A 21,413-nucleotide genomic window follows, 5' to 3' on the forward strand; every position below is an offset into this window, starting at 1 on the left:
GCGAAAGGAGCACGATCATGGCCGAGGAAAGCAACGGCGCCTTCATCCGCAACATCGCCGAAGTGCCGTGGCGCGAATTCGCGAACCATTTCGGCGGCGCGCTGTCAAAACCTCTGGTGATGCCGGAGACCGCTGGCTCGCGCCGGATCGACTATCGCATCTCGATGTACCAGCCGATGGCCTATGTGGCGCGGCATCATCACAAGGTGCAGGAGCAGGTCTATCACGTGCTCGAAGGCGAGGGGCTGATGGAGATCGCGGGCAAAAATCACGTCGTGCGCAAGCATGACGTGGTCTTCCTGCCGCCCGGCGTCGAGCATGCGATCGCGAATTCCGGCCTGACCGATCTCGTGTTCCTGGTGGTCACCTCGCCGGTGACCGACGACGAGAAGCCGCTCTGAGCGGCATACCGCACCGCGTGTGGCGGTTGCGGCGAGCTAACTGGAGCCGCCGCCGACCAGCTGCGCCAGCCGGGCGAGCAGCGGACGCTGACTTTCGTTGATTTTCTCGCCTGCCTCTTCAAGCGCGAAGAATTCGGCGCGGTCGACCTCGGGAAAGTCTTGCCGTTTGCCGCTGCGCGGCGGCCATTCGATCTGGAACGTGTTGCTGCGAATGTTGCGCGTATCGATGTCGATCTCGGCAGCAAAGGCCGTGACGACCTTGCCGCCGCGTTGCCTGATCTGGCCCAGTGCGATCAGCGGCATCATCAGCTCCAGTCCAAGCTCCTCGGCAAACTCCCGTCGCGCGGTGGCCTCGGCGTCCTCTCCGTCCGCAAATTCGCCTTTTGGGATCGACCAGGCGCCGCGATCCTTGTTGCGCCAGAACGGCCCGCCGGGATGAACGAGAAGGACCTCGATGTCGGGCCGCATCCGATAGGCGATGATTCCGGCGCTCTTCGATGGCATCGCAGGCTCCGTGTTCGATCGGCAAGTATGGCCGGGAACAAGTATGGCCGGGAAAACGTGTTCCGGGCAATCCACCGCGGCAAGGGCGGCTACGCGCGGAGCCGCAAATTCTCGGGATCCGCTCGATAAAGCGGCTTCCTGTTCTGCGTATCAGCTCGAGGATCGCTCGCGCGATGCGACGCGAATGGCGCGCGTCTTCGCGCCCTTGGAGGCACGCGCCGCGATCATGCTGCGCGCCCTGCCGTGGGCCGAGGTATTCCTCTTGAGCAGGGACGCGAACCGCTTGCGCGCACGACTCGCCGTCAGCCGTGCTGCCACCTGCGCGGCTTCGGCCTTGCGGATGATGGTGATGATCGCGGGTGTCAGGTTCACGGAAACCCAGGCGAGGTCCTTTGCCTTGGACAGGCTGCCAACGCCTTCGCACGGTGCCTCGCGCGGCAGGTCGATCCGGATCGCAAGCGCCTCGGAGCGCTCGGTCCAATCCTCGGCCTTGGTGCCGGTGATGATCCGGACATAGTCGCGTGTCTCGCGCGGCAGCTCGCTCTCCTTGGCGAGCCACTTCTGGATGCGGCCCGGACCCGCATTGTAGGCGGCCGCTGCGAGGCCAAGATTGCCGAAATCGTCACGAAGCTTGCGCAGAAACTTTGCCGACGCGGGCAAGGCCTTCATGGGATCGAAGGGATCGTCCAGCCCGACCTCGGCAGCCGTCTCCGGCATGAACTGCGCGACGCCCTTTGCGCCCGCCCGGCTGACCTCGTTCGCGTTGAAGCGGCTCTCCTGCCAGATCAGGCGCGCGAAGAACGGCACCGGAATGCCGCTGCTTTCGGCGGCTTGCCTGAGCGCGTGGCAGAATTGATCCATTGGTGATGGCGGAGCCTGCTCCACCGGCTCGGCTTGCGGGGCCGGCTCAATCACCGGCTCATGTGCCGCGCGCGCATTCGCGAGCTCGATGGCTTGCACGCTCGCGAGGAAGAGATCGATGACCGGAACAAGTGGAGAAGTCTGGTCGTTCTGGCGAACGGTGGGCGCGAACGTCGATGTCTGCCGGGATGCCGACGGATCGAGGTCGCACATCAGAACGAGAAACGCGGCGCAAGCCGCGATGACAAATCGCATTGCTGATGCAACCTCGAACTGTGAGATGATACGGCCAGCGATGCGCCGGCGATAAGGACTTCTTAACCGGCCGATTGCGGCAAAGCTGCGATCTCTGCGGTTCCTTCGGTGTTACTACGGTGTTCCCGAAGTGCTATTACGTGTTCCCGAAACGGATCTGTTCCGTGGATTTGCGGAATGAATTGAGATGGATCGGAGATGGATGTTCGCCGCTGATTGCGCTCTGGCTGACCCATCCCGCGGTCGCGGGAAGTCCCGAGGCAACAGCGGTGAACGACGCTGTGCGTCCGAAGCAGCGCAGACAAGCTCAAAGCATCGGTAGCGAGACTTCAGTGCCTCTCGATCACGCTGAAAGCAGGGCCGCATCGCTTCCGGCAAAGCGATCGCAAGCGCGCATGCCCGTCCTCGCTGAAGCAGCAGGCAGCGAGGCGCGTGTCGAATCGAGGCCGGCTAGTCCTTCGGAAAATCCTTGCGCATCGCGATCTCGGCGGCGTCGCCCGGCGACAGCACGGTCTGGTCGAAGGCTGATTGCGGCCTCGTCATGATGTCGTAGAGCGAGATGCCCTTGATCGGCTTCGCCATGAGCTCGCGGACGCATTCGGCGAGCGTGCCGTTGTAGACGAGATAGGGCGGACCTCTGTCCTTCTGCCTCTGTCCCTTCAGCGACGGCCACTTCTTCAGTTCGGCCGGTGCGTCATAGGCGATCGGCGAGCCTTCTCTAAACATGCGCTTGGCCCCAGGCGGCGTGAACAGCCGTAAATCCTAGGGCCAGCGGGTAAACGCTTGTTAAAGAATTAGTTCAAATCAGCTGGCAATGAAGGCGAGCAGGGTGCCGTTGGCCTTGGCCGGCGGAACGCAGATCGCGGCCCCGCTGCGCACGCCGGCCGAATCCAGCGCCTTCTCGGTCGCGGCGAGATCGCCGCTCACGAGCACCAGCGCTGCGCCGCCGCGCTCGGAGACGCCTGCGAGCGCTACGCCCGGATAGCGCTTGCCGAGCTGATCCAGCGTCAGATAGACGAAATCGCCACGATCTCCGCCGGAGGGCACGGCGACCGCGCCGTCGGCTTCCGCCTTCGGCTCGCGATCGATCAGATGCGACAGGTGCGCCGCTTCCTTCGCCGGCTCGGGCGTTGCGATCAGCACCTGCTTGATGCGCTTGGCCGCATTGGCGTGCGTCATTAGTTCGGGGACCCACACGGTCTCGCGGGTCTTGTGCTGGCAGGCGAAGATGCGCACGCCGCCGGGTGCTTCCTCGGTCGGCCACATGAAGGTGCGGAACTTTGCCGCTGAGACCGTGCCGTTCGGCAGCGTGACCGGCCGTTCGAAATCGGTCGGACCAATCGGCGTGAGGCCGCGTGCGCGGATCTCCTCCGCGCCGGCGGCGGAATCGACTGCGGTGAAGGCGATGCGCTCGATGCCTTCGCCGCGCTTGTCGAGGAAGGCGCGCGCGGGCGCATTGTGTTCGGTCGCAGCGAGCACGCCGAGCAGCTCCATATAGTCGGGGTCGAACATGATGGTGTAGTTGCCCGTTCCCATATGCGCGCTGTGGGTGCCGCGCGGCGACACGGTGAAGCCGAGCCGCCTGTAGTTGTCGGCGGCAGCGTCGAGGTCCTTCACCATGACTACGGCGTGATCTATACCGATGACGTTCTTGAGGGCCACTGCGATTTTCCCCGGCATGTCGAATTGGCTGACGGACCGCACGAGCGGCCGTAGCATCTATCTACGCTGGATGGACGCGCGAGTCATTTTGAAATCGCCGGCGGATGCGCAATTTCCTTCCGCAAAACGTCGCGTCGACGCGTTGCAATGGACGGCGTCAACGATCCTGCGCGTCGATATAGGCAGCGAGAATCGCGCGCTCCTCACTGGTCATCTCCGTGATGTTGCCCGGCGGCATCGCATTGGACCATGCCGCCACGCGGCCGATCAGGCGGATGTTGCGCTGGATGTGCTCGCTGCCGTCGAGCAGGATACCCTTCGGCGCGGTCGCGATGCCGGCCCAGACCGGCTCGGCCGCGTGGCACATGCTGCAGCGGGACATCACGATATCCTCGACATTGGCGAGCGTCGGCTGCGCCGAAAGTGCGCCATTCTTGACTTCGGGCGGGCCGGCCGCGGAGAGGAGGCCGATCGCGATGACGCCGACCGCCGTCACGCCCCACACCCACCACGGCGATTTGCGCCCGGAATGCCGCGCGTTGAAGAAGTGGCGGATCACCGGCCCGAGCGCCAGCACGATCGCGACGATGATCCAGTTGAAGCGGGTGGCGTAGAGCAGGGGATAGTGGTTGCTGATCATCAGCACCACGACCGGCAGCGTCAGATAGTTGTTGTGGACCGAGCGCTCCTTGCTGGCCTTGCCGAGCTTCGGATCGGGCGCCTGGCCCGCGATCAGGCTGGCTACGATTTTTTTCTGGTTCGGGATGATCACTGCGAAGACGTTGGCGACCATGATGGTGCCGATGATGGCCCCGATCTGGTTGAAGGCGCCGCGGCCGCTCAGGACGTGCGTGAAGGCGTAGGTCAGCCCGACCAGGAACAGATAGCCGCCGATGGCAAAACCGAGCTCGCGCTGCGCAAGTCCGGTGCGGCAGGCGATCTCATAGAGCGCCCACGCCAGGGCGAGGCTGCAGAAGCTGAACAGCCCGGCCTCGGCCGGCGTCAGATCGAGGATCGACTTGTCGACCAGGAACAGGTCTGCATCGAGATAATAGACCACCACCATCAGCGCGAAGCCGGAGAGCCAGGTGGTGTAGGCTTCCCATTTGAACCAGGTGAGTTCCTCCGGCATCTGCTGTGGGGCCACCAGATATTTCATGATCCGGTAGAAACCGCCGCCATGGACCTGCCACGCCTCGCCCTGCACGCCATCCGGCAGCTCAGCCCTTGGCCCCAGGCTGAGATCGAGATGGATGAAGTAGAAGGAGCTGCCGATCCAGGCGATCGCGGCCACCACGTGCAGCCAGCGCAAGAGCAGGCTCGCCCATTCCGATATGATGGATCCCCACATGATCACCCCGATAGTTGCGGCATCGATGCCGCAGCTTTGATGACCGCGACAGGCGGCCGCGCCCTTACAATGTGTCGCACCGATCAGCGGCATTTTCCAGTACGATGGGCGTACGCTGTTGCACATCGTGCGGGCATGAGCTGACGTAAGACGTGGCAGTCATAGACTTGGCAGTCATAGACTTGGCGGTCATAGACTTGGCAGTCATAGAATTGGCAGCAACCAGCCGGGAGGAAGGCGACGTGAAGAAGGTCTGGTCCGCCGCTGTGTCCGCGGGGTTGCTTGTCGCCGCGACTGGTGGGCAAGCCGAGCCGGTGCTGCAAGGCAAGGAGGCCTATGGCAATTGGCAATCGGACAAGCCCGGCACAGTCAGGCTGATCCGTCCGCAGGATCTTGCGAGGCCCGGCGCCACGCCGTCGGCTGCGCGTTTTCCGCACGTGGTGACGCGTTCGCCGGAAGCGTTCCCAAAGGTGCCGTCCGGCTTCAAGATCGAGCTGTTTGCTGACGGGCTGCGCGGACCGCGCATCATTCGCGTGGCGCCGAACGGCGATGTCTTCGTTGCGGAGACGCGGGCCGGGACCGTCCGCGTGCTGCGCGCCGGCGAGGGCGGTGGCAAGGTTGCAACCAACGAGGTTTTTGCCGGCGGGCTGAAGCATCCGTTCGGCATCGCTTTCTTTCCCAATGGCGACAATCCGCAATGGGTCTATGTCGCCAACACCGACGGCGTGGTCCGCTTTCCCTACCAGGCCGGCGATCTCAAGGCGCGTGGCAAGCCCGAGATCATCGTGGCGAGCCTGCCGCATGATGGCGGCCATTCCACCCGCGACATCGTGTTCACGCCGGACAACAAGCGCATGCTGGTGTCGGTCGGATCGCTCAGCAATGTCGCAGAAGGCATGGGCACTCCGCCAGGCGGAATGGCGGCCTGGTCGCGCACGCAGCCGCTGGGCGCGGCCTGGGCGAGCGAGACCGAGCGCGCCGCCGTGCTTGCCTTCAATCCGGATGGCAAGGAGCGGAAGATCTACGCCACCGGCATCCGCAACTGCGTTGGCCTGGCGATCCAGCCGCAGACCGGACTGCCCTGGTGCTCGACCAACGAGCGCGATGGCCTCGGCGACGATCTCGCGCCCGACTACGTGACGAGCGTGAAGGAAGGCGCCTTCTACGGCTGGCCGTGGTTCTATATCGGCGGCAACGAGGACCCGCGCCACGCCGGCGCGCGGCCCGACCTCAAGGACAAGGTGACGGTCCCCGACGTGCTGGTGCAGCCGCACTCGGCTTCCCTCGGCATGACCTTCTACCAGGGCACGCAGTTTCCATCGGAGTATCAGGGCGACGCCTTCGCCGCCGAGCACGGCTCCTGGAACAGATCGAAGCGCACCGGCTACAAGGTGATCCGCATCAGGATGAAGGACGGCAAGCCGACGGGTGAGTACGAGGATTTCGTCACCGGCTTCGTCGTCGATGATCGCGAAGTGTGGGGGCGACCGGTTGGAGTCGCGGTGGCGAAGGATGGCGCGCTGCTGATCTCGGAAGACGGCAACGGCACGATCTGGCGGGTGACACACTAGCGACCGAAGTCGCGCTAAGCGAGCGCTTTTCGCCTCTCCCCGCCTGCGGGCAGAGGCAAAGGCCGCCTTTGGCAGGCGTCTCTAAGACCGTCGAAGCGAAGCTTCGGCTATTCCGCCTCGCGAGATGCGACCCGGGTGACGGGCTCTCCGCAAGTCCAACTGTCACCGCCATTGTGGAGGCGGCTCCTCGCCCCGCTCTCCCCGTAAGAACGGGGAGAGGGAGAAGACTCACCCCCTTCTCACACTCGCTCCGCCATCCACCGGCAGCGTTACGCCGGTGATGAAGTTCGCCTCATCCGACGCCAGGAACAGCGCGGCATTGGCGACGTCCCATCCTGTTCCCATCTTCTTGCCCAGTGGCACCTTGCTGTCGCGCTCGGCTTCGACCTCGGCGCGGGGCCTGTGCCATTCGCGGGCGCGGGTATCGACTGCCATCGGCGTGTTCATCAGACCCGGCAGGATGACGTTGGCGCGGATGCCGTATTCGGCGTTCTGATAGGCGAGCTGTTCGGTGAAGGCGATCATCGCCGACTTCGTCGCCTTGTAGGCGACGTAAGGATAGCTCGTGATCGCGGCCATCGAGGAGATGTTGATGACCGCGCCGCTTCTCTGCGCGCGCATGATCGGGATCACCTCCTTTGCCGCCAGAATGCAGCTCTTCAAATTGATGGCGACGACGCGGTCGAATGCCTCCTCGGTCAACTGAAGCAGTTCGGCATCGCCCCCGGAAAGGCTCACGCCGACATTGTTGTGCAGCACGTCGATCCGGCCCCAGCGCGCCTGCGCGTCGGCCACCATCGCCTTGATGTCGGCTGACTTGGTGACGTCGGCCTTGAAGGCCGCGGCGATGCCCTGCGTCGCAGCGATCATCGCGACGGTCTCCTGGGCCGACTCGAGATGATGATCGACACACAGCACTCTGGCGCCCTCACGCGCGAAGGTGAGGGCGGTGGCACGGCCATTGCCCATGCCTTCGCCGGGACTCTGTCCAGCCCCAACGACGATGGCGACCTTGTCCCTCAAGCGCATGACGTTTTCTCCCTGCTTTTTCATCACGATAGCACGGGCAGATCGCGGCAGAAGAGCGATCGTCTCACGTGATGGTCGCGCCGGATGCACGCCCTCCCGCCCGACATGCATGGCTCATTCGTCGCGATGAAAGTGCGCATGCGCCCAACGGCTTGCCGTTGCGCAGGACCGCCTTTACATAACTTCACACGGCCGCATTTGTTGCGGGGACGTTTTCGCGCTACGCTCTGCATCGGGGCTTCCCAACCACCAGTGGCTCGCCGATGAATCTGCTTGATCCGCAAGGGCCCGTTGCTGCTGCGAACAGCACCATTCTGGTCGATTCCGTTTTCATCATGCTGACGATCGTGGTGCCGACCATCATCGCGATCCTGGGATTCGCCTTCTGGTTTCGTGCATCCAATCCGAGCGCGCACTACCAGCCCGGCTTCGTCTATTCCGGCCGGATCGAAATGGTGGTGTGGGCGATCCCCGCGCTGACCGTCATCCTGCTCGGCGGCGTCGCCTGGATCGGCTCGCATCAGCTCGATCCCGCAGCACCGGTGCCGGGGACCGGCAACCCGGTGCGGATCCAGGCCGTCTCGCTCGACTGGAAATGGCTGTTCATCTATCCGGATCAGCGTATCGCCACCGTCAACACGCTGACGGTGCCCGCCGGCGCCGAGCTGAATTTCCAGCTCACATCGTCGAGCGTGATGAACGTGTTCTTCATCCCACAGCTCGGCAGCATGATCTACACCATGAACGGCATGGTGACGCGGCTCAACCTGCGCGCCGACAATGAGGGCAAGCTTCAGGGGCTGTCGGCTCATTTCTCCGGCGACGGTTTCCCCGACATGATGTTCGACGTCAACGTGGTCTCGCCGCTCGCCTTTCCTGACTGGGTGGAGAGCACGGCGAAGACCGATTCCGTGCTGAACGAAGCCAGCTACAATAAGCTGGTGCAGCAGGGCATCGAGCGGGGCAGGCCGACCTACCGGCTCGAGGATCCCCGGCTCTTCGACCTCATCGCGACCCAGCACATCCCGCCCGGGCCCGGTCCGCAAGTCGCATCCGGGGCGGGCCGGCCGCACAGTGGAGGCCATGATGCTCGGTAAGCTCGATTGGTCGGCGATCCCGTTCGACCAGCCGATTCCTCTCGTCGCAGGCGCGATGGTGCTGGTCGCGATCCTGGGCGTGCTGGCCTGGGTCGTGGTGAAAGGGCATCTGCCCTATCTCTGGCACGAATGGATCACCAGTGTCGACCACAAGCGGATCGGCGTGATGTACGTGCTGCTCGCGTCCGTCATGTTTCTGCGCGGCGGCAGCGACGCCATCATGATGCGGATCCAGCAGTCGGTCGCCTATCAGTCGCAGGGCTATCTGCCGCCGGAGCACTACAACCAGATCTTTTCTGCCCACGGCACCATCATGATCTTCTTCGTGGCGATGCCGTTCGTGATCGGGCTGATGAACCTTGTCGTGCCGCTCCAGCTCGGCGTGCGCGATGTCGCGTTTCCGACGCTCAATTCGGTCGGTTTCTGGTTGACCGCGACCGGCGCGCTGCTGGTGAACATCTCGCTCGTGGTCGGCGAATTCGCGCGCACCGGGTGGCTCGCCTTTCCGCCGCTGTCGGGCCTGACCTATTCGCCGGGCGTCGGCGTCGACTACTACGCCTGGTCGCTGCAGATCTCCGGTGTCGGCACGCTGGTGGCCGGCATCAATCTCGTGACCACCGTGCTGAAGCTGCGCACCAAAGGGATGAACTACCTGCGCATGCCGATGTTCTGCTGGACGACGCTGGCTTCGAACCTGCTCATCGTGGCGGCATTCCCGATCCTCACCGCGACGCTGGCGATGCTCCTGCTCGACCGCTATCTCGGCTTTCACTTCTTCACGAATGAGGCCGGCGGCAACGTCATGATGTTCATGAACCTGATCTGGGCATGGGGACATCCGGAGGTCTACATCCTCGTGCTGCCGGCATTCGGCATCTTTTCCGAGGTGGTGTCGACCTTCTCCGGCAAGCCGCTGTTCGGCTACCGCTCGATGGTGCTCGCCACCATGGCGATCTGCGTCATCTCCTTCATGGTCTGGCTGCATCACTTCTTCACGATGGGCGCAGGTCCCGACGTCAACGCCATCTTCGGCATCGCCAGCATGATCATCGCCGTGCCGACAGGGGTGAAGATCTACAACTGGCTGTTCACCATGTATGGCGGCCGTATCCGCTTCACGACGCCGATGCTGTGGTCGGTCGGCTTCATGGTGACGTTCATCACCGGCGGCCTCACCGGAGTCCTGGTCGCGGTGCCGCCGGCCGACTTCCTCCTGCACAACAGCTTGTTCCTGGTGGCGCACTTCCACCACGTCATCATCGGTGGCGTGCTTTTTGGTGCCTTCGCCGGTTTCACCTACTGGTTTCCGAAGGCGTTCGGCTTCCGCCTCGAGGAGGCCTGGGGCAAAGCGGCCTTCTGGTTCACCTTCATCGGCTTCTACGTCACCTTCCTTCCGCTCTATACGGCGGGCCTGCTGGGCATGACCCGGCGCTTGCAGCATTACGACGTCGCGGCATGGCGGCCGTGGATGCACGTAGCCGCGATCGGCATGGGACTCCTTTGCGTTGCGGTGGTCTGCCAGATCACGCAGCTTGTCGTCAGTATCCGCAACCGCGAGGCCTTGCGCGACCGCACCGGCGATCCCTGGGACGGCCGCTCGCTGGAATGGGCGACCTCGTCGCCGCCGCCGGTGTTCAACTTCGCCTTCCATCCCGATGTGCGCGGCGAGGACGCCTACTGGGCGATGAAGCAGCACGCCAAGGAGCAGCAACTCGAGCATCATCCCGAACCCGAATACGAAGACATCGAGATGCCCCGGAACTCGCCGACCGGATTCGTCTGCGCGTTCTTCGCCAGTGTCATGGGCTTTGCGCTGATCTGGCACATCTGGTGGATGGTGATCCTCGGCGTGCTAGGCGCGTTCGCGACCTTCGTCGTGTTCGCCTGGCGCGACCATGACGAATACGTCATACCGGCGGCCGAGGTCGCGCGCATCGATCGCGTCAATGTCGAGGAGCGTCGCAGCCTCGTCAGCATGGCGGGGGGTGTCTGATGACGATGACCGCGACCATCGGGCATGCGCATGCCGACCCTCATCACATCGGGATCGTTGTCGAGCATCCCGGGCCTGCGTCAAAACGGATCGTGACGGCCTACGGCTTCTGGGTCTTCCTGCTCTCCGACATCGTGATGTTCTCCTGCTTCTTCGCGGCCTATGCGGTGCTGGTCGGCCAGACCGCCGATGGCCCGAAAGGCTCGGAGATATTCGAGCACAGGAACGTCGCGATCGAGACGGTCCTCCTGCTGCTGTCGAGCTTCACCTGCGGCATGGCGAGCATCGCCGCCGACGTGCGCAACCGGTTCTGGTTCTATCTGGGAATGGCCGTAACCTGCGTGCTGGGGCTTGCATTCCTCACGATCGAATTCCGTGAGTTCGCCAATCTGGTCTCCCGCGGCTACGGACCGTCGCGCAGCGCGTTCCTGACCGCGTTCTTCTCGCTGGTCGGATGCCACGGCCTTCATGTCTCCGCCGGCGTGCTGTGGCTTCTCACCATGATGGCCCAGGTCTTCGCCAAGGGCTTTCGCGCCGACATTCTGCGCCGCATGATGTGCTTCGCGCTGTTCTGGCACGCGCTCGACATCATCTGGGTCGCGGTCTTTTCCGTCGTCTACCTGCTTGGGAGTGCGGTATGAGCGATCAGGCGCATGTGCCGACCGGGCACGACCTCGCACCGGGCGAGGAAGAACAACACAGTGTCGGCGAGCGAATCCTCGGCTATGTCGTCGGCCTCGTTCTGGCGCTGCTGCTGACGGCGACGTCGTTCTTCATCGCCGGCACGGATCTGGTCTGGCAGCCTTCCATTCCGGTCGCGCTGATCGTGCTCGCGATCGCGCAGATGGGCGTGCATCTCGTGTTCTTCCTCCACATCACCACGGGCCCCGACAACACCAACAACGTGCTCGCGCTCGCCTTCGGCTTGCTCATCGTCTTCCTGGTTGTTGGGGGAACAGTCTGGATCATGTCGCATCTCAACCAGAATATGCCGCCGATGGACCAGTTCATTCGGATGCACAGCTGAAAACAGCCGCAGCGATTGGGGAATGTCATCTCTCTTGCCGTAAGACATGGCGGAGGACCGGACCGGCTCGCCAACTCAGCAAGTGCCTTCGATATTTCGGGACTCGCGGACCCGCGCGCTGGAGGCGCCGCATGAAGCGCCGTTGAGGCGCAATGTTCCCGCAATCCGCTCACCTTAGCGCTCATGGGCTGAGACTGCCGAATCGATCGGCGGTACGGATGGAGTTTCATGTCTGATACTTTTCTCTTCTTCAGGACGCTCGCGTCCAACCCATTGATGGTCGGTGCCATCGCCCCCTCGGGGCCGGTGCTCGCAGATCTCATCACGAGCGGGGTCGATCCGTCGGATGGGCCCGTCCTTGAACTCGGCCCCGGCACAGGGGTCTTTACCGAGGCCTTGCTTGCGCGCGGAGTCCGTCAATCCGACTTGACGCTCGTCGAGTCCGGCTCGGATTTTGCCAGCGTGCTGCGAATGCGCTTCCCCGAAGCCCGCGTCCTCCGGATGGATGCGGCGCGGCTCGGTGTCTGCCGCCTCTTTGGCAGTGCACCTCTGGGCAGCGCGATCAGCGGACTGCCGTTGCTGAATATGTCGCCGAGAAAGGTCACCGCCATCCTGACCGGCGTGTTTTCCCTTCTGCGTAAGGGTGGCGCATTTTACCAGTTCACCTATGGCGTTCGCTGTCCCGTGTCGCGCCGGTTGCTCGACCGCCTCGGTCTCAAGGCGAGCCTTCATGGCAGGGTCCTGCGGAATTTTCCGCCTGCCCGAGTCTACAAGCTTGTCCGGCGCAAGCCCCTGACTTTGCGCGCGGTCGGAAGATGATCGACCTGTCCGATTTGCCGGGCCTGGTCTCCGATCTGGCTGGTTGGGGACTGTTCGGCTTGACGATGTGCGCGGCAGTGGAAAAGCTTCTCCCGATCGTGCCTTCCTACGGCATGCTGATCGTGCTTGGCATGTTCGTCGTTCCGAATTTCGCCGCCTTGCCCTGGGCCGTCGCGGCGACCACAGCCGGGTCAACTCTCGGCTCGCTGATTTGGTATGCGGTGGGGCGGTGGTTCGGCCCGCAGCGCGCTGAGGCACTCGTGCAGAATGCAGGATGCTATCTGAGCCTTCGGGTCGAAAAATACCGCCAAATAGCGGGCTCATATCACCGTAATCAGTTCTGGATTTCCGTTATCGCCCAGATCATTCCCCTGGTCCGCGTCTACATGGCTTTTCCTGCCGGGGTAGTGGCCATTCCACTGATGCGCTTTGCTATGGCGACGTTCGTCGGGGCTCTTGCCTGGAACGCCCCTTTTCTGGCGTTGGGCTACGGTTTGCGCGAAAGTCACGTCGATCCATCGACTGCGGCCTCCACCGCCATTATTGGCATCGTCGTTGTCGAGGTCGTGTTCGCCCTGGCATTCCGGCTCATCCGCAGTCGGGCTTGAGTTCGGCGTTCAAGCGCGGGGATCAGTCCCGGTGCGTCTTCCCATAAAGAAGAGCCGCTTGTGATGAACAAGCGGCCCAAGGCCCGCGTCAGCTTCGCTGCATAGGCAAGACATAGGAAGGTGACCAGCATTGTGGAGACGATCGCAGCGGCGATGGCCATGAAGGAGGCAAGGCTCATTTGAGGACTTTCTGGTCGTGGCCGTCATTCCGAGGATGGTGGCGATCGCGCTCGCGCGCAGGATCGTCGAGATCGCGAACGGCAAACGGTGAAGGATGGCCGTATCTTCGTCGAACGGGTCAATGAGCCATTTCTGACGGTTGGCGGCAGTGGCGGGCAATTCCGCGCCTGGATCGAGCGCGCCGTCGCTCTCGGTCGGCTGCGGTGGCACGAGAGCGGCACTTGCCTGAAAATCACCGAGGGGGCGGCGCTGTTTGCATGATCCACGATTAGTGACCGCGAAAGCACACCTACATAGATTTCGCAGAAACGCACGGCCCGCAAGTTACCTTGTTCGGGATCCAAGCTAAATCCAGAGACACTTTCGTTTTAGAAGGCCCTGCGATGACCCTGCATGTGATCGTAAATGAGGCAAAGGAGGATCAGACTGGCGCGCCCAACGCGAAGGCTGTGATCGCCGTCGTTGGACTGGCAATTGAGGCCAGAATAGCGGGGATGGCAGCGATAATCGCTGATGGTGACCGGACCGCGTCTAGTTTGCGTGAGGCCATCCGAAAAGGTGCGCGCGGGATTATAAGCTTTGGCGTATGCGGCGGGCTGGATCCGAAGCTCCGCCCGGGTAAGGTTGTCATCGCTTCGTCGGTGTTTGCCGGGAAAGATGAAGCTTATCCAAGTGACCTCCCTTGGGCCCAGGAGCTCCTTCGGATGATCCCGGGCGCCGGCTACTCTCCGATTGCTGGAGTGGCTACCCCGATGACAAGTTTTGAGGAGAGACGGGACTTCCATGCCACCACCGGGGCCGTCGCAGCTGATATGGAGTCGCAAATCGTGGCCCGAATTGCTGCCGAATTCAGAATTCCCTTTGCCGCTTGTCGCGTTGTTCTAAACCCTGCCCATCGGATACTTCCGAGAGCGGCGCTCATAAAGATCGGACCCGCAGGTAAGCCTAGACTGCGCAAGATTGGAGGTTCAGTTGTAAGCGACCCTCGGCAACTTCCCAGACTCAGCCGATTGGCCGTTGACGCTGTCATTGCGGTGAGGGCATTGCGCAGGGCGAAACAACGGCTTGGAACTCACCTCGGTTTCCCGCACCCTCACGGCCGCTTGCCGCATCGACTGCTGCACTTCAAGCAATAACACCAGTCCGATCCCGCCGTCAGCGCTGCTGCCCGCACGGCGCGACGCCGGCCAGACAAGTGCGAATCCGAGCTGCCAAAAGGATAACTGGCCCGAGCCCCCGTGCGATCAGCGTTATTTCGATGGCGATTCCGAGCAGCTACGTCGGCAGCGCGCTCACGAGTCGGGCTGCGAGTCGAACTTTGTCATAGGTTTCGAATCCGCACGTGAGCGCAGGAAGGCCTTGCTCACCGCTAGGGCCGGCGCAGCCAAAAAGGCGGTCAAGGCGGCCCACGAAAGGATGCGCCGCGGCGCGGCCGCATAACGCTCAGACAGATCCGCCGCCGATCCAAAGCAACCTCTGCGTTTTATGAAGCGCCAAGCGAGCGGGTTCCACTGGCTCCAGACCTGCTCGGCCTGCGCGGCCAACAGGCCGGAGACGATCTCCGGTGGAGGTCCAAAAACCTCAGGTAGCTTGTTCGATAAATCGTCGTCCTTCAGCACGTCCCATTTTGAATATCCGCCCATCACAGGAGACGAGAGGGCGAACACCACTCGACCAATCCGCGCCTCCCTTGAAGCAAACGAACACATCGGGCAAGGTTCAACGGTCGAATACAAGGTGCAATCTTGCAGACGCTTTCGTTTGAGGACCTTTTGTGCCGCGGAAAGTGCCACGAGCTCCGCGTGGCGCGTCATGTCACTCTCCGATGAAACACGATTTGTCGCCTCGGCAATGACCTGTCCTCGATAAACAATCAGGGCGCCGAACGGCAGCTCTCCTTTCTTCGCTCCAAGTCGAGCGACTTCTAGGCATCGCTCCATCAGTTGCAAATCTTGAAGGTGAGCTTCCGGCCTGTTCATGAGCGTCAGCTGCTCCATCCGAGTCGACGAGCAGTCCCCCTTGGTTGCTGCGTTCCTGGGCCCGACCGAGCCTGGCTCCTCCCCGGCGCGTCGTGGTCGCGGCCAGGGCGATCTCCACTTCAATCCAGACGGGAGGTTAGGCGAAGCAACCCCTCCCGCACTATGCGATTTCGGCTAAACGGCGCGCCACGTTCATCGGATAGCTATCGTGCGAGGCGGCTGTGCCGGACGCCATTTAGTTCGTGCGGTGCGGCGGCTTCTTCTTTCGATGCTGTGTCGGCTGCGTTGCCTTTGGAGGCTGCGGAGGTTGCGGCCAGTAGGCACAAGGCGCACAGCTACAGGCACAGCCACAGCCTCTGGCCAGCCTTGGTTTTTGGAAGAGCGGTGGTGGTCCAGCATTTTCCTTGTCGAAGACATGGAACGTCGCCAAACTAACGTCGGAGATTTCCTCCTCACCAAGAAAGAGTTCGTGCTTCTGCGAGGGCGGTGACGTATTCGCCGACGCTTCGCTGGTTGAGGCGCACGCACCGCTTGCCATCGAGAGAGACATGCCGGCAAACCCTATGGCGGGTAAGGCTTTGCTCCGACGCTTGCTTATGGAAGAGGGCTTCGGCATGGTACATTATCCCACTTGCTTGGGCATACTGAACTAAACTGGCGTGATGAAATCCGACCGAGCTGGTCCAAGTAAAGACCAATGATGGCGGTGGAAGCAATGCCGACCCCGGCGGCGGTCAAGCCTTTGGCCAAGCGAAAGCCGACTTCAGCGTCGATAGATGACGGCCTTGATCCGATCTAGCTAAGTAGCCCCGCCCCGACCGAGTGTCCGGTGAACGCGCTAAACCAAGCAGGAATTCGCCTTGAGGAGCAGTGAGTCCACGCCCTGAGTAGGTCGATGGTCGGCAATCGCATGTGACGCTATCGCTTGGTGCGCTGAAGCTTCCACGTCGTCATGGCCGGGCGTAGCCGTCCGAAGGACGGTGTCGCTTCCGCTCACCCATGTGCCATCCACGCTTCCCCCGCGGCAAGAACGTGGATGTCCGGGACAAGCCCGGGCATGACGAGCGCCTGTGAGTTCGCACATGCAATGACTCGCAGCTAGCGCGCGAAAGCAAAAGAGCCGCTTGCGATGAGCAAGCGGCCCAAGTCTAGGGAGGAAACGCCCAAGCAAAGACAATCGGCAGGAAGCCGAATTGCTGCCAAGGAAGCGCCAGCACCAGGTGCTACCGCACTCTTATGAGATGCAACAACTCCCGATAGAGTTCAATTCCGGATCAATACTGTCTCCGGCTACCGCTCACACCTGCGTGAAGCGAGGCTCTCACTTCGGCCGGCGGCAATTATAGGCCTTGCGGAAGCCTGCGGCCTGCGCGTCGTCCTCCGAGCAGAACCAGCGGTCCGGCTTGGTCGTGGCCGGATAGCTCGGGCAGCCCCGCAGGTGGTAGATGCCGATATTGCCGGTGACGCGGGCGCGCACCGCGAGCTTGCCCTTGATGCTGCAACTCGGCGGCATCGTCAGATCCTCCGGGAACAGCACCGCGCGAATCTCCTTGTCGCGATCGGCGCGGCAGGCGGCGCCCAGCAGCGGCCCGTCCTTCTTGCCGGCGCGGAAATCTTGCGGTGCAACAAAGCAGCCCTTCCAGATGCCGGCCGAGGCCGCCTTGGCGTCCGCCGCCGCGGGCTTGACGTTGGCCTTGATCGGCTCGCGCGCGATGGCAAAGCCGAGCTTGACCAATTGCTCGTTCAACGAGACCTTGTCGCCTTCCGCCGTGCAGATCGCGCGGTGCCGCTTGCCGAAATGCTTCTCCGGCCCGACGTCGTCACAGCGAACGGTCCGGCCGCCGATCAGCTTCGTCAGCTGGTCGCGGGCCTCCAGGCCGCAGGTCCAGGGATCGGCGTGATCGTCGATGCAGACCTGGTCCAGTTCGGGCGCGTCCACGCCATCGAGCCGATAGGTGGTATCTCCGAGCTGGATGGAGTTGGCATCCCGCGCAATCGCGGCGGCGGTCAGCGCGAAGCCTGATCCAGAGGTGGCCAGAAAGCCGGACAGAGCGAGAAACATGAAAAGCGCGAAAGTGCGGGCGGCGGCAAAGGAATTTTGGAAGGACATACGGTCTCGCTATCGATTGCTTTTGTTCCTCGTTCCTACCATCCGGACATGGCAACACCAATGGTCTGCGCTGTGCGAAGTGCGACATTCCTGCGCCGTGACTTTACTCGCCGGCCAGCCTGCCCCTATCGTTTGGCCCTGCAGACAAGCTGCGAACGGCCGAATCGCCCGAGAAGCGGCGAGGGCGGGAGGACAATGTTGCGATGAAAGACCCCGTGGACGTCCTGATCATCGGCGCCGGCGCTTCGGGCGCTGCCGTTGCGTGGTCGCTGGCCGAGACCAAGATGCACATTCTCTGCCTGGAGCAGGGCGGCTGGATGAATCCCGCGGAATATCCGAGCACGGGTCGGGACTGGGAAGCCAAATTCTATGGCGAGTGGTCGACCAGTCCGAACGTCCGCGGCCGTCCCGAGGACTATCCCATCAACGACGACAATTCGCCGATCAAGGTCGTCAACTACAACGCGGTCGGTGGCTCGACCGTGATGTACACCGCGCATTGGCCGCGGCTTCATCCGAGCGACTTTCGCGTCAAGACGCTCGACGGCGTCGCCGAGGACTGGCCGATCGACTACGACATGCTGGTGCCGTTCTTCGAGGAGAACGACCGGATCATGGGCACATCCGGAATGTCAGGCGATCCGCTGTCGCCGCTGACGCATCCGCCGATGCCGCCGCAGCCGCTCGGGCTGTCCGGACCGCTGATCGGCACGGCCATGAACAAGCTCGGCTGGCACTGGTGGCCGTCGGATACGACGGTTGCGACGATGGACTATGAGGGCCGCGCGCGCTGCATCAATCTCGGCCATTGCACGCCAGCCTGCGCGCAAGGGGCGAAATCCTCGACCGACATCACCTACTGGCCGCAGGCGATCCGCGCCGGGGTCGAGTTGCGCACCCATTGCCGGGTGCGCGAGATCACCACCGACGAGAACGGCATGGCCACGGGCGTGGTCTACTACGACAAGGACGGCATCGAGCAGTTTCAGCCGGCACATGTCGTCATCATCGCCTGCAACGGTGTCGGCACGCCGCGGCTCTTGCTGAACTCGGCATCCAGCCGCTTCCCGAACGGCCTTGCCAATTCATCAGGCCTCGTCGGCAAGAACCTGATGTTCCACCCTTACGCGCAGATCTATGGCTTCGTGAAGGAGCCGACCGACAGCAACCGCGCGCCGCCGACCTGCCTGTGGAGCAAGGAGTTCTACGACACCGATCTGTCGCGCGGCTTCGTTCGTGGCTACGGCATCCAGTTTGGTCGCGGCGCCGGGCCGGTGTTCGAGGCGGTCGCGAGCGAGCAGAAGGGAATCTTGCCGTGGGGGGCGGATCATCACCGTGTGTTCCGCAAGCTCAACGGCCACCGCATTGCGGTCTCGGCGATCTGCGAGGATCTCCCTGAGGAGCACAACCGCGTCACGCTCGATCCGGTGCTGAAGGACAGTAGCGGCATTCCCGCAGCGAAGATCGACTACACGATCAGCGAGAACAGCCGCAAGATGATGGACCATGCGCTCGCGCGCGGCCGCGAGATTCTGGAAACCGCAGGGGCGACCGACATCTGCATCAATGATCCTATCCCCTGGGGCGGCTGGCATTTGCTCGGCACCGCGCGGATGGGCACCGATCCCGAGCGCTCCGTGGTCAACGAATGGGGCCGCTCGCACGACGTGAAAAACCTCTTCATCGTCGACGGCAGCGTCTTCGTCACTTCGGGCGGGGTCAACCCGACCTCGACCATCCAGGCCATCGCGCTCTACGTCGCCGACCAGATGAAGCAGCGCCTCACCAATCTGTTCGACTAATCATGATGTGGATCGAAGCGAGCCGCGACTTCGCTGCACCTCTCCCGCTTGCGGGAGAGGCGGAGGCCGCCTTCGGCGGCCGTCGTTTTACGAAACGCCAAGGCGAAGCCTTGGCTACGGCGAAGCGCCGGGTGAGGGCTCTCTCCTCTGGGGGAGTCTCTTTGTGGAGGCACCCTCTCCCCGACCCTCCCCCGCAAGCGGGGGAGGGAGCGCATTTTCATCGTTGCGTGAGCGCCAGAAGAGGACCCCATGCCTGATCAACTCGCTCTTACGCCGCGGCAACGCGATGATCTCCGCACCATCGCTGCGATGATCATTCCCGCCAGCGACGAGTACAAGGTGCCTGGCGCGGACGATCCGGCGATCCAGGCCGACATGCTGGCGACGCTCGGCCGTGACACGGTACTGGTGCGCCAGGCGCTGGATCATCTGGCGCGGCTCGCCGGCCAGCCGCTCAGCGAACTCGATGTGGCGAAGCGCGATGCGGTCGCGCAGGAGTTTCGCAGTTCCGGCGGAGCTGCCGCTGCAACGCTCGTCCGCGTCGTGCTGCAATGCTACTACCGCGACGACCGTGTGCTGCGTTCGCTTGGGCTGGAGCTGCGCGCGCCATTCCCGAAGGGGCACGTGCTCCCGGATGGCGACTGGTCGCTGCTCGATCCGGTCAAGGCAAGAGCTGGAAGCCTGCGAAGGGCACCCTAGCAGCCCAGCCTTGGAGCCTGCCTTGGAGCCCGCCTTGGCAGCCCAGCCTCGCGCCCCGAGCGGGCCACTTGCGCTGGAGGCAACAGGCCACCATTTGTGTGAGCCTCAAGGACTCTCGCCATGCTGGATTTTACCTCAGATATCGCCGATGACAGCGCGTCATCGCGAACGACAGCGGCTGCCCCGGACAATGACCGGGCCCTGCTGGACGCCTATTCCAATGCCGTGATCGACGTGACCGACCGCGTCGGCCCTGCCGTCGTGCGCGTCGAGACCGGGCCGAAAGTGCCGAACGGCCGCGAGCGCGGCGGGCTCGGCTCGGGCATCGTGATCTCCCCGGACGGTCTGGTCCTCACCAACAGCCACGTGGTCGGCTCCGCCAAGGAGATCCGGCTGCGCGATGTCGAGGGCCATGTCGGCGACGCCCGAGTGCTCGGCGTCGACCCCGACACCGACCTTGCGCTGCTGCGTGCCAATGGCGTGCGCGACTTGCCTTACGCCGCGCTCGGCAACTCCAAGACGTTGCGGCGTGGCCAGCTCGTGATCGCCATCGGCAATCCGCTCGGCTTCGAGTCGACCGTGACCGCGGGAGTGGTCTCGGCGCTCGGGCGCTCGATCCGTTCGGTCAGCGGACGCACCATCGAGGACGTCATCCAGACCGATGCCGCGCTCAATCCCGGCAATTCCGGCGGGCCGCTGGTGTCGTCGAATGCCGAGGTGATCGGCATCAACACCGCCATCATCAACGGCGCACAAGGCATCTGTTTCGCGGTCGCCAGCAACACCGCGCAATTCGTGCTCTCGGAGATCATCCGCCACGGCTATGTCCGCCGCGCCTTTATCGGCGTTGCCGGGCAGACCGCGCCGATCCCGCGGCGGCACGCGGTGCTGGCCGGCGTCGAGAACAAGATGGGCGCGCTCTTGATGCAGATCGAGCCGGACGGCCCGGCCGGGAAGGCTGGCCTGCTGCCGGGCGACGTCGTCATCAGGCTCGACGGCGTCGAGATCAACGGCGTCGACGATCTGATCCGCGTGCTCGACCGCGACCGGATCGGCCGGCGTCTCGCCATGGACGTGCTGCGGCTCGGCCGCCTGCGGGCGATCGACATCGATCCGGTCGAGCGCAAGCCGGCGCGCTGAAACTTTGGTTGGCTAGGTGTAAGCCGAGGACGCCTTCACCTCTCCCCGCTGGGGAGAGGTGAAGCGGCGGCATCGCGCTATAGCCTGTCTCTCCCCAGACGGGGTATGACAGGGACATGCCTCGCTCCCGGAACTCGGCCGCATGATGCCGACGCATGAGACCTACGACGTCATTGTCATCGGCGCCGGTGCGGGCGGCATGACGGCGGCGGCGGTCGCCGCTGCCGAGGGCCTTCGGGTGCTCGTGATCGAGAAGACCGCCTTCGTCGGCGGGACCACAGCCTGGTCCGGCGGCATGGTCTGGATTCCCGCCAATCCCAAGATA

At 63.4% G+C, this 21,413-nt stretch carries 22 protein-coding genes; 14 read left to right on the forward strand and 8 right to left on the reverse strand.

The features are described 5' to 3' along the window. Positions 1–17 precede the first annotated feature (17 nt). On the forward strand, positions 18–401 hold the full coding sequence (locus AXW67_RS13925) for a cupin domain-containing protein (protein WP_051310475.1): 384 nt from the start codon (positions 18–20) through the stop codon (positions 399–401). 36 nt (positions 402–437) lie between these two features. On the opposite strand, the gene AXW67_RS13930 is transcribed toward AXW67_RS13925, so the two are convergent. From AXW67_RS13930 to AXW67_RS13950, 5 genes are all read right to left on the reverse strand, one after another. Then, positions 438–905, reverse strand: coding sequence for an NUDIX hydrolase (locus AXW67_RS13930; protein WP_063678346.1), 468 nt, complete (start codon positions 903–905; stop codon positions 438–440). Positions 906–1,055: 150 nt separating this feature from the next. Further along, positions 1,056–2,021 (reverse strand): lytic transglycosylase domain-containing protein, encoded by a 966-nt coding sequence (locus tag AXW67_RS13935; RefSeq protein ID WP_063678347.1) that lies wholly within the window; start codon positions 2,019–2,021, stop codon positions 1,056–1,058. Positions 2,022–2,471: 450 nt separating this feature from the next. Beyond that, on the reverse strand, positions 2,472–2,747 hold the full coding sequence (locus AXW67_RS13940) for a hypothetical protein (protein ID WP_027550144.1): 276 nt from the start codon (positions 2,745–2,747) through the stop codon (positions 2,472–2,474). Positions 2,748–2,825: 78 nt separating this feature from the next. Continuing rightward, positions 2,826–3,683, reverse strand: a complete 858-nt coding sequence (locus AXW67_RS13945) for a VOC family protein (protein WP_063678362.1) — start codon at positions 3,681–3,683, stop codon at positions 2,826–2,828. A gap of 157 nt (positions 3,684–3,840) precedes the next feature. Continuing rightward, positions 3,841–5,034 (reverse strand): urate hydroxylase PuuD, encoded by a 1,194-nt coding sequence (locus tag AXW67_RS13950; protein ID WP_063678363.1) that lies wholly within the window; start codon positions 5,032–5,034, stop codon positions 3,841–3,843. Between the two features lie 242 nt (positions 5,035–5,276). Here AXW67_RS13950 and AXW67_RS13955 point away from each other — a divergent pair, with 242 nt between their 5' ends. Further along, on the forward strand, positions 5,277–6,605 hold the full coding sequence (locus AXW67_RS13955) for a PQQ-dependent sugar dehydrogenase (protein WP_082907878.1): 1,329 nt from the start codon (positions 5,277–5,279) through the stop codon (positions 6,603–6,605). Between the two features lie 228 nt (positions 6,606–6,833). Here AXW67_RS13955 and AXW67_RS13960 read toward each other — a convergent pair whose 3' ends face one another. Beyond that, positions 6,834–7,634 (reverse strand): SDR family NAD(P)-dependent oxidoreductase, encoded by an 801-nt coding sequence (locus tag AXW67_RS13960; protein WP_063678364.1) that lies wholly within the window; start codon positions 7,632–7,634, stop codon positions 6,834–6,836. A gap of 263 nt (positions 7,635–7,897) precedes the next feature. On the opposite strand from AXW67_RS13960, the gene AXW67_RS13965 reads away from it, so the two are divergent. The 8 genes from AXW67_RS13965 to AXW67_RS45025 all read left to right on the forward strand — a co-directional run bounded on the left by AXW67_RS13965 (position 7,898) and on the right by AXW67_RS45025 (position 14,494). Then, positions 7,898–8,731, forward strand: a complete 834-nt coding sequence (locus tag AXW67_RS13965; RefSeq protein WP_063678349.1) for a cytochrome ubiquinol oxidase subunit II family protein — start codon at positions 7,898–7,900, stop codon at positions 8,729–8,731. Beyond that, complete coding sequence (cyoB, locus tag AXW67_RS13970; protein WP_063678365.1) at positions 8,721–10,724, forward strand: cytochrome o ubiquinol oxidase subunit I; 2,004 nt, start codon at positions 8,721–8,723, stop codon at positions 10,722–10,724. Before AXW67_RS13965 ends, cyoB begins: the two co-directional genes overlap by 11 nt. Continuing rightward, positions 10,724–11,365, forward strand: a complete 642-nt coding sequence (locus AXW67_RS13975) for a cytochrome (ubi)quinol oxidase subunit III (RefSeq protein ID WP_027550151.1) — start codon at positions 10,724–10,726, stop codon at positions 11,363–11,365. Before cyoB ends, AXW67_RS13975 begins: the two co-directional genes overlap by 1 nt. Next, positions 11,362–11,751 (forward strand): cytochrome o ubiquinol oxidase subunit IV, encoded by a 390-nt coding sequence (gene cyoD / locus AXW67_RS13980; RefSeq protein WP_027550152.1) that lies wholly within the window; start codon positions 11,362–11,364, stop codon positions 11,749–11,751. The genes AXW67_RS13975 and cyoD overlap by 4 nt, the downstream gene beginning before the upstream one ends. Positions 11,752–12,027: 276 nt before the next feature. Continuing rightward, positions 12,028–12,570: a class I SAM-dependent methyltransferase gene (locus tag AXW67_RS13985; protein ID WP_371260783.1), complete on the forward strand. Its 543-nt coding sequence runs from the start codon at positions 12,028–12,030 to the stop codon at positions 12,568–12,570. Then, positions 12,567–13,178, forward strand: coding sequence for a DedA family protein (locus tag AXW67_RS13990; protein ID WP_082907879.1), 612 nt, complete (start codon positions 12,567–12,569; stop codon positions 13,176–13,178). Before AXW67_RS13985 ends, AXW67_RS13990 begins: the two co-directional genes overlap by 4 nt. 267 nt (positions 13,179–13,445) lie before the next feature. After that, on the forward strand, positions 13,446–13,619 hold the full coding sequence (locus AXW67_RS42720; protein ID WP_161491256.1) for a hypothetical protein: 174 nt from the start codon (positions 13,446–13,448) through the stop codon (positions 13,617–13,619). A gap of 233 nt (positions 13,620–13,852) precedes the next feature. Beyond that, on the forward strand, positions 13,853–14,494 hold the full coding sequence (locus AXW67_RS45025) for a phosphorylase family protein (RefSeq protein WP_430648713.1): 642 nt from the start codon (positions 13,853–13,855) through the stop codon (positions 14,492–14,494). Between the two features lie 156 nt (positions 14,495–14,650). Here AXW67_RS45025 and AXW67_RS14000 read toward each other — a convergent pair whose 3' ends face one another. Then, positions 14,651–15,355, reverse strand: a complete 705-nt coding sequence (locus AXW67_RS14000) for a nucleoside deaminase (protein WP_063678350.1) — start codon at positions 15,353–15,355, stop codon at positions 14,651–14,653. A gap of 1,303 nt (positions 15,356–16,658) precedes the next feature. Beyond that, on the reverse strand, positions 16,659–17,447 hold the full coding sequence (locus tag AXW67_RS14010) for a thermonuclease family protein (protein ID WP_063678352.1): 789 nt from the start codon (positions 17,445–17,447) through the stop codon (positions 16,659–16,661). Positions 17,448–17,650: 203 nt separating this feature from the next. On the opposite strand from AXW67_RS14010, the gene AXW67_RS14015 reads away from it, so the two are divergent. The 4 genes from AXW67_RS14015 to AXW67_RS43995 all read left to right on the forward strand — a co-directional run. Continuing rightward, positions 17,651–19,249, forward strand: coding sequence for a GMC family oxidoreductase (locus tag AXW67_RS14015; protein ID WP_063678353.1), 1,599 nt, complete (start codon positions 17,651–17,653; stop codon positions 19,247–19,249). Between the two features lie 249 nt (positions 19,250–19,498). Next, positions 19,499–19,948, forward strand: a complete 450-nt coding sequence (locus AXW67_RS14020; RefSeq protein ID WP_063678354.1) for a hypothetical protein — start codon at positions 19,499–19,501, stop codon at positions 19,946–19,948. Positions 19,949–20,068: 120 nt separating this feature from the next. Further along, positions 20,069–21,088 (forward strand): S1C family serine protease, encoded by a 1,020-nt coding sequence (locus AXW67_RS14025; protein WP_027550158.1) that lies wholly within the window; start codon positions 20,069–20,071, stop codon positions 21,086–21,088. 142 nt (positions 21,089–21,230) lie between these two features. Continuing rightward, a partial coding sequence (locus tag AXW67_RS43995; RefSeq protein WP_245315538.1) for an FAD-dependent oxidoreductase occupies positions 21,231–21,413 on the forward strand: 183 nt, incomplete at its 3' end.

This window comes from Bradyrhizobium neotropicale, assembly GCF_001641695.1.
GTDB classification, from domain to species: Bacteria; Pseudomonadota; Alphaproteobacteria; order Rhizobiales; family Xanthobacteraceae; genus Bradyrhizobium; species Bradyrhizobium neotropicale.

Coding starts and splice junctions, on each gene's coding strand:
- AXW67_RS13950 (WP_063678363.1), bottom strand. CDS start 5,034: ATGTGGGGATCCATCATATCGGAATGGGCGAGCCTGCTCTTGCGCTGG.
- AXW67_RS13925 (WP_051310475.1), top strand. CDS start 18: ATGGCCGAGGAAAGCAACGGCGCCTTCATCCGCAACATCGCCGAAGTG.
- AXW67_RS14015 (WP_063678353.1), top strand. CDS start 17,651: ATGAAAGACCCCGTGGACGTCCTGATCATCGGCGCCGGCGCTTCGGGC.
- cyoD (WP_027550152.1), top strand. CDS start 11,362: ATGAGCGATCAGGCGCATGTGCCGACCGGGCACGACCTCGCACCGGGC.
- AXW67_RS13965 (WP_063678349.1), top strand. CDS start 7,898: ATGAATCTGCTTGATCCGCAAGGGCCCGTTGCTGCTGCGAACAGCACC.
- AXW67_RS13940 (WP_027550144.1), bottom strand. CDS start 2,747: ATGTTTAGAGAAGGCTCGCCGATCGCCTATGACGCACCGGCCGAACTG.
- AXW67_RS14025 (WP_027550158.1), top strand. CDS start 20,069: ATGCTGGATTTTACCTCAGATATCGCCGATGACAGCGCGTCATCGCGA.
- cyoB (WP_063678365.1), top strand. CDS start 8,721: ATGCTCGGTAAGCTCGATTGGTCGGCGATCCCGTTCGACCAGCCGATT.
- AXW67_RS14000 (WP_063678350.1), bottom strand. CDS start 15,355: ATGGAGCAGCTGACGCTCATGAACAGGCCGGAAGCTCACCTTCAAGAT.
- AXW67_RS13930 (WP_063678346.1), bottom strand. CDS start 905: ATGCCATCGAAGAGCGCCGGAATCATCGCCTATCGGATGCGGCCCGAC.
- AXW67_RS14020 (WP_063678354.1), top strand. CDS start 19,499: ATGCCTGATCAACTCGCTCTTACGCCGCGGCAACGCGATGATCTCCGC.
- AXW67_RS13935 (WP_063678347.1), bottom strand. CDS start 2,021: ATGCGATTTGTCATCGCGGCTTGCGCCGCGTTTCTCGTTCTGATGTGC.
- AXW67_RS13975 (WP_027550151.1), top strand. CDS start 10,724: ATGACGATGACCGCGACCATCGGGCATGCGCATGCCGACCCTCATCAC.
- AXW67_RS13990 (WP_082907879.1), top strand. CDS start 12,567: ATGATCGACCTGTCCGATTTGCCGGGCCTGGTCTCCGATCTGGCTGGT.
- AXW67_RS45025 (WP_430648713.1), top strand. CDS start 13,853: ATGGCAGCGATAATCGCTGATGGTGACCGGACCGCGTCTAGTTTGCGT.
- AXW67_RS13960 (WP_063678364.1), bottom strand. CDS start 7,634: ATGCGCTTGAGGGACAAGGTCGCCATCGTCGTTGGGGCTGGACAGAGT.
- AXW67_RS13985 (WP_371260783.1), top strand. CDS start 12,028: ATGGTCGGTGCCATCGCCCCCTCGGGGCCGGTGCTCGCAGATCTCATC.
- AXW67_RS14010 (WP_063678352.1), bottom strand. CDS start 17,447: ATGTCCTTCCAAAATTCCTTTGCCGCCGCCCGCACTTTCGCGCTTTTC.